This window comes from Streptomyces sp. NPDC006385 (assembly GCF_040612485.1).
GTDB lineage: Bacteria > Actinomycetota > Actinomycetes > Streptomycetales > Streptomycetaceae > Streptomyces.
Map to the genome: position 1 here is coordinate 18843 of NZ_JBEXQG010000041.1, position 13335 is coordinate 32177.

13 protein-coding genes are annotated in these 13335 nt (G+C 71.7%); 9 read left to right on the plus strand and 4 right to left on the minus strand.

What is annotated here, in order from left to right:
* The first annotated feature begins 80 nt into the window (after window positions 1-80).
* The 4 genes from ABZ078_RS27410 (at window position 81) to fabF (ending at window position 3754) form a co-directional block, all read left to right on the plus strand.
* Window positions 81-1016 carry an ACP S-malonyltransferase gene (locus ABZ078_RS27410; protein ID WP_356579439.1) on the plus strand — a complete coding sequence of 312 codons (936 nt, stop codon included), beginning with the start codon at window positions 81-83 and terminating at the stop codon, window positions 1014-1016.
* 15 nt (window positions 1017-1031) lie between these two features.
* Window positions 1032-2033 carry a ketoacyl-ACP synthase III gene (locus ABZ078_RS27415; protein WP_356579441.1) on the plus strand — a complete coding sequence of 334 codons (1002 nt, stop codon included), beginning with the start codon at window positions 1032-1034 and terminating at the stop codon, window positions 2031-2033.
* Between the two features lie 115 nt (window positions 2034-2148).
* Window positions 2149-2397 carry an acyl carrier protein gene (locus ABZ078_RS27420; RefSeq protein ID WP_004001566.1) on the plus strand — a complete coding sequence of 83 codons (249 nt, stop codon included), beginning with the start codon at window positions 2149-2151 and terminating at the stop codon, window positions 2395-2397.
* An 85-nt stretch (window positions 2398-2482) separates the two neighbouring features.
* Window positions 2483-3754, plus strand: coding sequence for a beta-ketoacyl-ACP synthase II (gene fabF / locus ABZ078_RS27425; RefSeq protein WP_356579443.1), 1272 nt, complete (start codon window positions 2483-2485; stop codon window positions 3752-3754).
* Window positions 3755-3828: 74 nt separating this feature from the next.
* Here fabF and ABZ078_RS27430 read toward each other — a convergent pair whose 3' ends face one another.
* A complete protein-coding gene (locus ABZ078_RS27430; protein ID WP_274238601.1) occupies window positions 3829-4323 on the minus strand; it encodes a DUF3145 domain-containing protein in 495 nt (164 codons plus the stop codon).
* Between the two features lie 255 nt (window positions 4324-4578).
* On the opposite strand from ABZ078_RS27430, the gene ABZ078_RS27435 reads away from it, so the two are divergent.
* Together ABZ078_RS27435 and ABZ078_RS27440 are read left to right on the plus strand one after the other, a co-directional pair.
* Window positions 4579-5469 (plus strand): SGNH/GDSL hydrolase family protein, encoded by an 891-nt coding sequence (locus tag ABZ078_RS27435; protein WP_356579446.1) that lies wholly within the window; start codon window positions 4579-4581, stop codon window positions 5467-5469.
* A gap of 10 nt (window positions 5470-5479) precedes the next feature.
* Window positions 5480-6457 carry an aldose epimerase family protein gene (locus ABZ078_RS27440; protein WP_356579448.1) on the plus strand — a complete coding sequence of 326 codons (978 nt, stop codon included), beginning with the start codon at window positions 5480-5482 and terminating at the stop codon, window positions 6455-6457.
* Window positions 6458-6563: 106 nt separating this feature from the next.
* Here ABZ078_RS27440 and ABZ078_RS27445 read toward each other — a convergent pair whose 3' ends face one another.
* The gene (locus ABZ078_RS27445; RefSeq protein ID WP_356579450.1) at window positions 6564-9002 is read right to left on the minus strand and encodes a glycoside hydrolase family 3 C-terminal domain-containing protein; all 2439 of its coding nucleotides are present in this window, start codon (window positions 9000-9002) and stop codon (window positions 6564-6566) included.
* Window positions 9003-9104: 102 nt separating this feature from the next.
* Between ABZ078_RS27445 and ABZ078_RS27450 the strand changes: the two genes are divergently transcribed.
* Complete coding sequence (locus ABZ078_RS27450; protein WP_356579452.1) at window positions 9105-9704, plus strand: TetR/AcrR family transcriptional regulator; 600 nt, start codon at window positions 9105-9107, stop codon at window positions 9702-9704.
* Here the strand turns inward: ABZ078_RS27450 and ABZ078_RS27455 are convergent.
* Window positions 9658-10077: a RidA family protein gene (locus ABZ078_RS27455; protein WP_356579454.1), complete on the minus strand. Its 420-nt coding sequence runs from the start codon at window positions 10075-10077 to the stop codon at window positions 9658-9660. The genes ABZ078_RS27450 and ABZ078_RS27455 overlap by 47 nt on opposite strands.
* A 49-nt stretch (window positions 10078-10126) precedes the next feature.
* Between ABZ078_RS27455 and ABZ078_RS27460 the strand changes: the two genes are divergently transcribed.
* Complete coding sequence (locus tag ABZ078_RS27460; RefSeq protein WP_356579456.1) at window positions 10127-11092, plus strand: LysR family transcriptional regulator; 966 nt, start codon at window positions 10127-10129, stop codon at window positions 11090-11092.
* An 83-nt stretch (window positions 11093-11175) separates the two neighbouring features.
* Window positions 11176-12435: a pyroglutamyl peptidase gene (locus tag ABZ078_RS27465; protein ID WP_356579458.1), complete on the plus strand. Its 1260-nt coding sequence runs from the start codon at window positions 11176-11178 to the stop codon at window positions 12433-12435.
* Here the strand turns inward: ABZ078_RS27465 and ABZ078_RS27470 are convergent.
* Window positions 12425-13222: an EI24 domain-containing protein gene (locus ABZ078_RS27470; RefSeq protein ID WP_356579460.1), complete on the minus strand. Its 798-nt coding sequence runs from the start codon at window positions 13220-13222 to the stop codon at window positions 12425-12427. The two genes, ABZ078_RS27465 and ABZ078_RS27470, sit on opposite strands and share 11 nt — an antisense overlap.
* Window positions 13223-13335: the final 113 nt, after the last annotated feature.

Here is a 13335-nt window from a genome sequence, read left to right on the forward strand (position 1 = left end):
GGGGATCCACAAAACCCCTTCGTGTTCTTCGTCCTTGTCCCCACGGGCGGCGTCGGCCGTCCCCAAGAGAGAGTGTGAGAGTGCTCGTACTCGTCGCTCCCGGCCAGGGCGCCCAGACGCCCGGCTTCCTGACCCCCTGGCTCGAACTGCCCGGTGCCGCCGACCGCGTCGCCGCCTGGTCGGACACCATCGGACTCGACCTCGTCCACTACGGCACACAGGCCGACGCGGACGCCATCCGGGACACGGCGGTGGCACAGCCGCTGCTCGTGGCCGCCGGCCTCCTGTCCGCCTCCGCGCTCGGTACCGGGACGTCTGCCGCCGGCGCGGCGGGCTCGCCGGGCGCCGTCGCCGGCCACAGCGTCGGTGAGATCACCGCGGCCGCCTTCGCGGGCGTCCTCGACGACACCGCCGCGCTGACCCTCGTACGCAAGCGCGGCCTGGCCATGGCCGAGGCCGCCGCGATCACCGAGACCGGCATGTCGGCGCTGCTCGGCGGTGACCCGGAGACCTCCGTCGCGCACCTGGAGAAGCTCGGCCTGACCCCGGCGAACATGAACGGCGCCGGTCAGATCGTGGCCGCGGGCACGATGGAGCAGCTCGCCGCGCTGAACGAGGACAAGCCCGAGGGCGTGCGCAAGGTCGTCCCGCTGAAGGTCGCGGGCGCGTTCCACACCCACCACATGGGCCCCGCGGTGGAGAAGCTGGCCGAGGCCGCCAAGGAGCTCGTGCCCGCCGACCCGAAGGTCACGTACGTCTCCAACAAGGACGGCGAGGCGGTCGCCGCCGGCGCCGAGGTGCTGGAGCGCCTCGTCGGGCAGGTCGCCAACCCGGTCCGCTGGGACCTGTGCATGGAGACCTTCAAGGAGCTCGGCGTGACGGCCCTGGTCGAGGTCTGCCCGGGCGGCACGCTGACCGGTCTGGCCAAGCGCGCGCTGCCCGGTGTGAAGACCCTGGCGCTCAAGACCCCCGACGACCTGGACGCTGCTCGCGAGCTCATCGCAGAGCACGCCTGACAAGGAGCCCGGAGCATGGCGAAGCTGAAGCCCAGCAAGGGCGCCCCGTACGCGCGCATCCTCGGTGTCGGCGGCTACCGGCCGACCCGGGTCGTGCCGAACGAGGTGATCCTGGAGAAGATCGACTCGTCCGACGAGTGGATCCGTTCGCGCTCCGGCATCGAGACGCGGCACTGGGCGAACGACGAGGAGACCGTCGCCGCGATGTCGATCGAGGCGTCCGGCAAGGCGATCGCCGACGCCGGGATCTCCGTCGAGCAGATCGGCGGCGTGATCGTCTCGACCGTCTCGCACTTCAAGCAGACCCCGGCCGTCGCCACCGAGATCGCCGACAAGCTCGGCACGAAGAAGGCCGCCGCCTTCGACATCTCGGCCGGCTGCGCGGGCTTCGGCTACGGCCTGACCCTCGCCAAGGGCATGATCGTCGAGGGCTCGGCGGAGTACGTCCTCGTCATCGGCGTGGAGCGGCTGTCCGACCTGACCGACCTGGAGGACCGGGCGACGGCCTTCCTGTTCGGTGACGGCGCCGGCGCGGTCGTGGTGGGCCCGTCCCAGGAGCCGGAGATCGGCCCCACCGTCTGGGGCTCCGAGGGTGACAAGTCCGAGACGATCAAGCAGACCGTGCCGTGGACGGACTACCGCACCGGCGAGGTCGACAAGTTCCCTGCGATCACGCAGGAGGGCCAGGCGGTGTTCCGCTGGGCCGTGTTCGAGATGGCGAAGGTCGCCCAGCAGGCGCTGGACGCGGCCGGCATCACCCCGGACGAACTGGACGTCTTCATTCCGCACCAGGCCAACGAGCGGATCATCGACTCGATGGTGAAGACTCTCAAGCTGCCGGAGCACGTCACGGTCGCCCGCGACGTGCGCACCACCGGCAACACCTCGGCCGCCTCGATCCCGCTCGCGATGGAGCGGCTCCTGGCGACCGGCGAGGCGAAGAGCGGCGACACCGCGCTCGTCATCGGATTCGGGGCGGGTCTCGTTTACGCCGCCACGGTCGTTACTCTCCCCTAGGCACTCCGTGCCGGATCTTGTGAGCCGGCACGGGAACCGCACCACCACCCGCCGCTGCCGCGGCGGGCGCCAAAACCCTCTGAACAACCCTGAACAACTACGAAGGAGCGCCAAGATGGCCGCCACTCAGGAAGAGATCGTCGCCGGTCTCGCCGACATCGTGAACGAGATCGCCGGCATCCCGGTTGAGGACGTCCAGCTGGACAAGTCCTTCACCGACGACCTGGACGTCGACTCGCTGTCCATGGTCGAGGTCGTCGTCGCCGCCGAGGAGCGCTTCGACGTCAAGATCCCCGACGAGGACGTCAAGAACCTCAAGACCGTGGGCGACGCGACCGACTACATCCTCAAGCACCAGGGCTGATCCCCCGATCAGGTCCCAGGGCTGACTGCCCCGCCACCCGGCGGTGGCGCCGCTGAATCCCCATTCCGTTGGAGAAAGAATTCCCGTGAGCCCGACCAATCGCACCGTGGTCGTCACCGGTATCGGCGCAACCACACCGCTGGGTGGCGACGTAGCCTCTACCTGGGAGGGCCTGATCGCCGGCAAGTCCGGCGTCAAGCCCCTGGAGCAGGACTGGGCCGCCGAGCAGGCGGTCCGTATCGCCGCGCCGGTCGCCGTCGAGCCGACCGAGATCATCCCGCGGCCGCAGGCCCGCCGACTGGACCGCTCGGCGCAGTTCGCGCTGATCGCCGCCCAGGAGGCATGGAAGGACGCCGGTTTCGACGCCAAGGCCGGTGAGGGCGCCGACGTCGACCCGGACCGCCTCGGCGCGGTCATCGCCTCCGGCATCGGTGGCGTGACGACGCTGCTCGACCAGTACGACGTGCTCAAGGAGAAGGGCGTCCGCCGCGTCTCCCCGCACACCGTCCCCATGCTGATGCCGAACAGCCCGTCGGCGAACGTCGGTCTGGCCGTGGGCGCCCGCGCGGGCGTGCACACGCCGGTCTCCGCGTGCGCGTCGGGCGCCGAGGCCATCGGCTACGCCATCGAGATGATCCGTACCGGCCGCGCCGACATCGTCGTCGCCGGTGGCACGGAGGCGGCGATCCACCCGCTGCCGATCGCCGCGTTCGGCAACATGATGGCGATGTCCAAGAACAACGACGACCCGCAGGGCGCCTCGCGTCCCTACGACGTCGCCCGCGACGGCTTCGTCCTCGGCGAGGGCGCCGGCGTGATCGTCCTGGAGTCCGCCGAGCACGCCGCGAGGCGCGGTGCCCGCGTGTACGCCGAGGCGGTCGGGCAGGGCATCTCCGCCGACAGCCACGACATCGTGCAGCCCGAGCCGGAAGGACGCGGCATCAGCCACGCCCTGCAGAACCTGCTGGAGCGCACGGATCTGGACCCGGCGGAGATCGTGCACGTCAACGCGCACGCGACCTCGACGCCGGCCGGTGACATCGCCGAGCTGAAGGCGCTGCGGAAGGTGTTCGGCGACGACGCCGACCACATGGCCGTGTCGGCCACCAAGTCGATGACCGGTCATCTGCTGGGTGGTGCCGGTGGGGTGGAGACGGTGGCGACCGTGCTCGCCCTGTACCACCGGGTGGCTCCGCCGACGATCAACGTCGAGAACCTGGACCCGGAGGCCGAGGCGAATGCCGACGTCGTTCGTGGTGAGGCTCGCAAGCTGCCCGTCGAGGGCCGGATCGCCGCGCTGAACGACTCGTTCGGGTTCGGTGGGCACAACGTGGTCCTGGCGTTCAGGACGATCTGAGCGGCAACCGTACGTACGTGAAGGGCCCCCACCGAGGTGGGGGCCCTTCACGCGTCCGCTCACATGTCCCGGTCTCACACCACCTGGTGCAGCCAGCGCACCGGCGCTCCCTCGCCCGCGTACCGGAACGGCTCCAACTCGTCGTCCCACGGCTTGCCCAGGAGCTTGGCGATCTCCGCCTCCAGGTCGGTCTCGCCCCGCTGAGAGCGCGTCAGCGCCGCGCGCAGACGGTCCTCCGGAATGAGGATGTCGCCGTGGATGCCGGTGACCGCGTGGAAGATACCCAGGTCGGGGGTGCAGCTGTAGCGCTCGCCCTCGGCGGTGGCGCAGGGCTCGGCCGTCACCTCGAAGCGCAGCAGGTGCCAGCCGCGCAGCGCCGACGCGAGCTTGGACGCCGTGCCGACCTCGCCCTGCCAGGAGAACTCCGAGCGCCAGGTGCCGGGCGCGGCCGGCTGGCGGATCCAGTCGAGGTTGACGCGTGTGCCGAGCACCCCGGCGACGGCCCACTCGACGTGCGGGCACAGCGCGCGCGGCGCGGAGTGCACGTACAGAACTCCACGTGTCGTCACCTGGACCTCCGGGCAGAGCGGACCTCTTGCGAACTGGCGGACGATCGTGGCCGGGCAGCCACGTTGATGGCGAGGCTACCGTGCGACGGCGCAAGGAGTGTGACGTACCGTCGGTCCAGGTGCCGCCAAACGCCCGCCATTCACCCGGCAGGACGCTTGTACGGGTGTGAGCCGTTGCATGAGCCGGAGGGGAACCCTTGTGCGGTGTCATGGGTTGAAGACCATGACGGGGCCTAGCGAGGGGATGGACCGGACATGCGCAAGCGACGGCACGTTCCGCGCGCTGTGTTCGCCGCCGTGACCGCGGCCGTTCTCGGTGTCGCCGGCTGTGACGCCGTCGGGGGCGACTCCCCGGCCCCGTCCGGCACGGGGGCGCAGAGCGCGCGGTCGTCGCCGAAGCCGGCGCCGGTCTGGGACCGCGCCCCGGACTCGATCGCGGCCGTCGGCGACTCCATCACGACCGGCTTCGACGCCTGTGCGGTCCTGTCGGACTGCCCCGATGTCTCCTGGGCGACCGGCACCAGCCCCCGGGTCGACAGTCTCGCGGTACGGCTGCTGGGGAAGGCGAAGGCGGCCGAGCGGAGCTGGAACTACGCCGTGACCGGGGCGCGGATGGCGGACGTGGCCGGGCAGATGGACCGGGCGGTGGCACGGAAGCCGGAGTTGGTGACGGTGATGGCGGGCGCGAACGACGCCTGTCGCGCCACGACCGACGCGATGACCTCGGTGGCCGACTTCCGGACGCAGTTCGAGGACGCGATGGGCACGCTGCGGGACGCCCTGCCCAAGGCGCAGGTGTATGTCGCGAGTGTGCCGAACCTGATGCGGCTGTGGGAGCAGGGCCGTACGAACCCGATGAGCAAGCAGGTGTGGGGGCTCGGCATCTGTCCGTCGATGCTGAGCGAGCCCGACTCGCTCACCACGGCGGCGAACCAGCGGCGCGCGACGGTGCAGGAGCGGGTCGAGGCGTACAACGAGGTGCTGAAGGAGGTCTGTGCGAAGGACCGCCGGTGCCGGTTCGACGACGGCGCGGTGCACGACTACCGCTTCGGTGCCGAGCAGTTGAGCCAGTGGGACTGGTTCCACCCGAGTGTGGACGGTCAGGCGAGGCTCGCGGAGATCGCCTACCGGACGGTCACGAACTAGTGTTCCGCTCATGAGCGAACACTTCGGCACACTTTCCGACGGCACCCCGGTCCACCGCTGGACCCTGGAGCGGGCGGGCGTACGGGTACGGGTGTTGTCGTACGGCGGCATCGTGCAGTCGCTGGAGGTGCCGGACCGCGAGGGGCGCGCGGCGGACGTGGTGCTGGGGTTCGCCGGCCTGGACGGCTATCTGTCCCACCCGGGGCCGTACCTCGGCGCTCTCATCGGGCGGTACGCCAACCGGATCGCGGGCGGCCGCTTCGCGCTGGACGGCCAGGTGTACCCGCTCGCCCCCAACAACGCGCCCAACTCCCTGCACGGCGGCGAGCACGGTTTCGACAAGCGGGTGTGGGAGGTGACGCCCGTCGAGCACGGTGTGCGCCTCGGCCGGGTCAGCCCGCATGGCGAGGAGGGCTTCCCGGGGCGTCTGGAGGTCTCGGCGACCTACACCCTGGAGGCGGACGGCGCGCTGCGGATCGCGTACGAGGCGGTGACGGACGCGCCGACCGTGGTGAACCTGACCAACCACAGCTACTTCAACCTCGCCGGTTCGGGGTCGGGCAACGCGGGCGGTCATGAACTGCGGCTCGCGGCCTCCCGGTTCACGCCGGTCGACGCGGATCTCATTCCGACGGGCTCCCTGGACGAGGTCGCGGGCACCCGCTTCGACTTCCGTGAGGCACGGAAGGTGGGGTCCGGGTACGACCACAACTTCGTGCTCGACAAGGGGGTGACGGCGCGTGCGGAGGAGGTCGCCGAGCTGTACGACCCGTCGACCGGGCGGGCGCTGTCGGTGGCGACCACCGAACCCGGCCTCCAGCTCTACACGGCCGACCACCTGACCGAGCCCTTCGCCCCGGGCGACGGCATCGCCCTGGAGACCCAGCACTTCCCCGACTCCCCGAACCGGCCGGAGTTCCCGAGCACGGTGCTGCGGCCGGGCGAGGTGTTCCGGTCGGAGACGGTGTACGGGTTCTCGGTGCGCTGACCGAGGCGCGCTCGGCCGCGGCACGTCGACCGGTGAGGAAAAGCACCAGCCCCGGTCCAGGTGTCAGGGGCCCGGACCGGGGCTGTTCCTGGGTACTTCTCCCGGGTCAGACGTTAATCGCCGCCGTCACTCGGCGGTCGGCGATCGAGCGCCCGACCTGGATCTCGTACGAACCCTTCACAAAGGTCCACGCATTGGTCTTCTCGTCCCACGTCTCGAAGGCCCGTCGCGGCAGCTCGACCACCGCCTCGACCGTCTCCCCCGGCCCCGCCTCCACGCCCGCGAACCCGGCCAGCCAGCGCGCCGGGCGATCGGCGTCCGGCTCGCTCGGCGCCAGGTAGACCTGCACGACCTCGCGGCCCGCGCGCCGCCCGGAGTTGCGGACGCGGACGGTGACCGTGGTGCCCTCGGCCTCGGCGGACTCGTACGTCCAGTCCGTGTAGCCGAGGCCGTGCCCGAAGGGGTACGACGGGACCCGGCCCTCCTTCTCCCAGGCGCGGTAGCCGATGAAGACGCCCTCGGTGTAGGCGAGTTCACCGGCCGAGGGGACGACCTGGGTGACCGGGGCGTCGGTCAGGGAGCCCCATGTGGTGGGCAGGCGGCCGCCCGGTTCGTGGGCGCCGGTGAGGACGTCCGCGAGGGCGGCGCCGCCCTCCTGGCCCGGGAACCAGCTCAGCAGCACGGCGGCGACGTCCTCGCGCCACGGCAGCTCCACCGGGGAGCCGGAGTTGACGACCACGACCGTGTTCGGGTTGGCGGCGGCGACGGCGCGGACCAGGTCGTCCTGGCGGCCGGGCAGGCGCAGGTCCCGCCGGTCGAAGCCCTCGGACTCGACGCGCTCCGTGGTGGCGACCACGACGACGGCCGTGTCGGCGTCGCGTGCCGCCGCGACGGCCTCGGCGATCAGGTCGTCGGGGTCGCGATGCGGATCCTGGTGGGCGAGGGCGAAGATGATCGCCGGCATCGGCGCGTCCGCGGGCGGTTCCACGACGTAGGTGAGGGAGACGTCGACCGGTTCGCCGGCGGTGAGTTCGACCTGGGCGCGGGGCGTGGGCGCGCCGAAGAAGGTGATGAAGGGGTCGTCCTTCGCGGGGTTCTGGACGTCGTCGAAGTACGTCGCGGCGCCGATGGTGAGCGTGAAGGAGCCGATGCCCTGGATGCCGAAGGTGTGCGGTCCGCTCTCACGCGGGGTGAAGGTGCCGGTCAGCTCGACGGTGTGCAACCGCTCGAGGGTGACGCCCTCGGGCAGGGCCGACGGACCCATCCACTTGAGCTGGCCGCCGGGCGCCGAGTCGGAGCCGATGACGTTCCCGTCGGCGTCCCGGCAGACGGCGCGCAGCTCGAAGCCGGTGTCGAAGACGGAGAGTTCGGTGTTCGGGTCGGCGCCCAGGGCGTAGGTGAGGCTGCCCTCGGGGAGGGCGGCGGTCAGGCCGTCGAGCGGGGAGACGATCCGGGCGGGGAAGACCGTGGCGGAGCCGCCGCCGAGGACGCGGGCGTCGCGGGCGGCGGCTCCGATCAGCGCGACCGTGCCGTTCGGCCGCAGCGGGAGGGCGCCCTGGTTGCGGACCAGGACGAAGGAGCGGCGGGCGATCTCGCGGGCCAGTTCGCCGCCGTCGACGGTCGCGGGGAGGTCGGTGACGACCGGCTCGGCGCCGTCGAGGATGCCGACGCGGGCGGCGAGCCGCAGGACGTTGCGCACGGCGTCGTCGACCCGGGCCTCGGCCACCTGGCCGTCCCGTACGGCCTGGGCGAGGGGCTCTCCGTACACCGTCTGCGGGCCGGGCATGGCGACGTCGAGGCCGCCCTCGATGGCGCCGACGGTGGAGCGGGCGGCCACCCAGTCGGAGACGTTGAAGCCGTCGAAGCCCCATTCGCCGCGCAGGACCTCGTTCACGAGATGGTGGTGCTCGGTCATCGTCGTGCCGTTGACCGTGTTGTAGGCGGTCATGATGCCCCAGGGGCGGGCGCTCTCCACGATGGTCTCGAAGGGCGCCAGGTACAGCTCGCGCAGGGCGCGTGCGCCGATGACGTTGTTCACCGTGAAGCGCTCGGTCTCGGCGTCGTTGGCGACGAAGTGCTTGACGGTGGTGCCGACGCCGCCGGACTGCACGCCGTCGACATAGCCCGCGCCGATCGTCCCCGTCAGGTACGGGTCCTCGCTGTACGCCTCGAAGTGCCGGCCGCCGAGCGGGGAGCGGTGCAGGTTGACGGTGGGCGCGAGGAGCACGTGGACGCCCTTGCGGCGGGCCTCCTGGGCGAGCAGCACCCCGGCCCGGCGGGCGAGTTCGGGGTCCCAGGTGGCGGCGAGGGCGGTGGGCGAGGGCAGCGCGACGGACGGGTCGTCGGCGGTCCAGCGCACGCCCCGGACGCCGATCGGGCCGTCGGACATGACGAGGGACTTCAGGCCGATCGCGGGGAGTGCCGGCAGGGTCCACATGTCCTGGCCGGAGAGCAGCCGCGCCTTCGCGTCGAGGTCGAGTCGGGCGAGTGCCGCCTCGACGACCGCCTCGCGTGCCGCATCGGCCTGGGTGCGCGTTCCCGCCATGGCGGTGCCTCCTCGTTGAGTCCGGGTTGTGCCTCCATCCTCCACCGGCTGCCTGTACACCGGTAGGTTTCGTTACCTTGCTGTTATATTATGTGTACGTCCATGCCGTACGGTGACGCCATGAACCCGAGGGTCAGGAGCGAGGAGCGCCGCGCGGAGATCGTCCAGGCCGCCCTGGAGGTGATCGCCGAGCGCGGCTACCGGGGTGCGAGCATGGCCGCGGTCGCGGAGCGGGTCGGGCTCACCCAGCAGGGGCTGCTGCACTATTTCCCGACCAAGGACGCGCTGCTCGTCGCGGTGCTCCAGGACCGGGACCGGTGGGACGCGATGCCCAACACCCGGTTGCGGGTCGAGCTGATCGCTTCGATCGTCGAGTACAACGCGATGCGGCCCGCCATCATCCAGACCTTCTCGGCGCTGCTCGGCGAGAGCGTGACGGAGGGACATCCGGCGCGCGAGTACTTCACCGAGCGGTACACGCGGGTGCGCGCGAACCTGGCGGAGGTGCTGCGCACCGAGTACGGCGAGCGTCTGCCCGGCGGCCTCACCCCGGAGCGGGCCGCTCCCCTGCTGGTGGCGATCATGGACGGCCTCCAGTACCAGTGGCTCCTGCACCCGGAGTCGGTGGACATGCCGGCCGCGTTCCGGGACTTCCTCAGGTTGCTGGGCGAGAACAGCGACAACGGCGAGAACCCGACCTGACCGCGGCGACGACCTCGACCTCCACGAGGGCCTCCGGCCGGAACAGTCTCGGCACCTCGAAGGTCATGCTGGTGGGCGGGGTGCCGGTGAGGAACTGCCGCCGGACCGTGCCGTATTCGTCCAGCGTGCCGATGTCGGTCAGGCAGGTGCGGATGGTGACGACGTCCGCCAGGGCCGCGCCGTGGGCTTCCAGCAGGGCGGCGATCGTCTCGAAGATGCCGCGGGTCTGCTCGGCGACGGTGGTGCCCTCGGCGATCTGCCCGGAGAGGAACAACAGGGCGCTGCCGTCGGCGTGTTCGACGCGGGCGACCTGGGAGTAGTACGGGCTGAGGGGCTGGGGTGCGGAGGCGGGGTTGTCGAGGGTGATCTGCATGCCGTTGACGCTAGGCCGCGCCCTGTGATGCGACAAGCGAATGTCTAGCATGGCTGCCATGCCGAACCCGCATCTGAACCCGGTGTCCGGACCGCGGGAGGTCCCCGACCTGTCCACCGTGTGGCTGAGGGTGTTTCTGGAAGTGGCCCGGCACGGCTCCTTCACGGTCGCCGCCCGGACCCTCGGGTGGAGCCAGTCGGCGGTGTCCCGCCAGATCTCCTCACTGGAGGGGGCGTTGGGCGGCACCCCGCTGTTCGACCGGCTTCCGCGGGGCGTGCGGCTCACCGAGGCCGGCCGGATCCTCGTGCCGCGCGCCGAGGCCGTCGCCGAGTCACTGCACGGCGCCGTGCGTGAGCTGGCCGCTCTGCGTGAAGTCGCCGGTGGGCGGCTGCGGTTCGGCGCCTTCGCGACGGCCGACGCGGGGCTCGTACCCCAGGCCCTGGCCGCCTTCCGCGCCCGGCACCCCCGGGTCCACGTCACCCGCGAGGAGGGCTTCACACCCGCCCTGCTGGACCGGCTCACCGCCGGCCATCTCGACCTGGCGGTCGTCTCGACCACGGGCCGCGCTCCGCTGGAGGCGTACGAACTCCACCACCTCCTCGACGAGTGCCTGTACGTCGCCGTCCCCGTCGGCCATCCGCTGGCCGGGAGCGGCCCCGTGCGGCTCGGTCGACTCGCCGACGCCGACTGGGTCTCGGGCAGTGCCCGCCCCGAGGGCACCCTCCTCGACGCGGCCCTGCGGCAGGGCTTCCGGCCGCGTGTCGCGCACGTCGTCGGGGAGTGGACCGCCAAGCAGGGGTATGTCGCGGCCGGCCTCGGCGTCGCCCTGGTCCCGGCGCTGGCCGCCGCCTCCGTGCGCCCCGACGTGACGCTCGTGCCGGTGCTCGACGAGGGCGGTCCCGCGAGAGCGGTGTACGCGGCGGCGGCGCGGGGACGGTCGCTGACGCCGGCCGCGACGCGGTTCCTGGAAGCGCTGAGGGAGGCGGCGGCGAAGATGTCCTCCACCATGGCGTAGACCACTGTCGTCACGCGATACTTCCGGCGTCCCGCATGACCCACCCTTCACCTCCCACCGTGAACGGAAGGACCGGAACTGCCTTGAATTCCCTACGCGTTCGGATCGGCGTCCTCGGACTGGCCCTGCTGGCCGGGCTCTCGGCGCCCACGACCGGGGCGGCAGCCGCCGAGAGGGCACCCGCGCCGACCGTCGAGGAGCGGCGCCTCGACAGGACGGTCCCTCAGGAGATTCTGCGCCGCTCCGGGTTCGACGCGGCGGCGCGGGAGTTCGCCCGCGGTCTCGACGCGGCGCGCTCCTACGCGCAGGCCCGCCGGCTCGTCGTACGCGAAGGGTCGGCGCTGTGGCGGCGGGCCGTGGAACGGGCGCAGGGGCGAGGGCCGATGGGCGGTGACCTGAGCCGGGACGACGACCGGCCGCTGTACTGGGCGCGGCTGTCGATGACGCGGGAGGTGCGCACCTGGGAGCCGGGGTTCGGGCTGAGTGAGGCCCAACGGGACGCGTTGTTGGATGAGTTGGAGCGGGTCTCGCGCGGGCAGTCCGACATCCGGTACCCGCGCGGTGGCCCTGGCATCCGGCGCGTCCTGGTCACCGGCTTCGACCCGTTCACGCTCGACCGCGACATCCGTATCTCCAACCCGTCCGGGGCCACCGCCCTCGCCCTCGACGGCACGGTGATCGAGACGGCCGAGGGTCCCGCGCGGGTGGAGACCGCCGTGTTCCCGGTGCGCTGGCGGGACTTCGCGGAGGGCACCGTGGAGCGGACGCTGCGGCCGTATCTGAGGAAGGTCGACCTGTTCACGACCGTCAGCCAGGGGCGCGTCGGGCGGTTCGACGTCGAGCGGACCAACGGGGCCTGGCGGGGCGGCTTCCCCGACAACGAGAACGTCTCACGCACCGAGGCGATCCCGGTCGCCGACCCGGCCTCGCAGCCGCAGTGGACGACGACGACCCTGCCGTACGCGGGGATCGTCGCGGCGGACACGGGCCGTTTCCCCGTGTACGACAACAGGAGTGTGACCGAGATCCCGGCGGGCGGGACGCAGGCCGTCGTACGGCCGGAGGGGCCGACGCCCGGCTCGACCGCGCGGGCCGGGGGCGGCGGGGACTACCTGTCCAACGAGATCGCCTACCGGGCGACGCTGCTGCGGGACCGGCTGGGGCTGCACGACACGCTGCCGGGCGGGCATGTGCACACGCCGGTGCTGCAGTTCGGGGCGGGCAACACGGACCCGGCGACCGGATCGGTGACCGACCCGGAGTTCGTCCGCAATCGGCTGGACATCATCGCCCAGGTCCGCACGATCCTGAAGGTGGCGGCGGGCAACCCGGTCACCGGCTGACGGACTCTCCGTCGGGCGCGGTCGCCGCCGTCTCCTCCTCGGTCTCCTCACCCCGCAGGTCCCGCGCCATGAGGGTGGCCCCCGCGACCGCGCCCGGCATCAGGAACACCGCGACGAACGGCACCAGGAAGGCCGCGGCGAGCGGCGTGCCGAAGCCCCAGACCAGGGCCTTGCGGGAGCGGAGCAGGGCAAGGCGGTCGCGGAGCTCCACGCGACGGCGCTGGAGGGCGACGGCCGTGAGCTCCTCGGTGAGGAAGAAGCCGGTGACGACGACACCGATCACCGGCACGACCGTCTGGCCGGCGACCGGGACGAAGCCGAGGGCGAACAGGAGCACACCCCAGACGGCGGCGCGCAGCACGATCCGCAGACTGTCCCGGCCCGAGATCCACAGCTCACGCCAGAGCGGCAGGCCGGACTCGGGGGCCGTGCCGTCCGGGGAGACGTCCCGGTCGACCTTCTCGGAGAGGTTCTCGTAGAAGGGCTGACCGATCAGCAGGGTGGCCGCGGTGAAGGTGATGACGGAGAGCAGCAGGCCCAGCGCGAACAGGACGGCGGTGAGGAAGCCGCGGAAGAGGCCCTGCCAGGGGCTCGACCAGTCGTCGGCGAACGGCGTCGACCAGGCCACGAAGTCCTCGCCCCAGAGCGCGAGCCCCACCAGTGCGGCCGCGTAGAGCACCAGGGTGATCAGGCCGGGGATCAGCCCGAAGCCGTACTGCTTGCCGTGCCGGGCCACCCATCGCTGGCCCTTGAGGAGGTATCCGAACCCGGTCCTGAGATCGCGCATGGTGGGCACTCTAGCCGGGCCGTTCCCCCTGTCGGCCCGCCGCCCACCCTGGGCCGTCCGTGGTACCCGTGGCATCCGTTGCGTCAAGTCCCTCTTGTTGCCGTTGAGTCGAA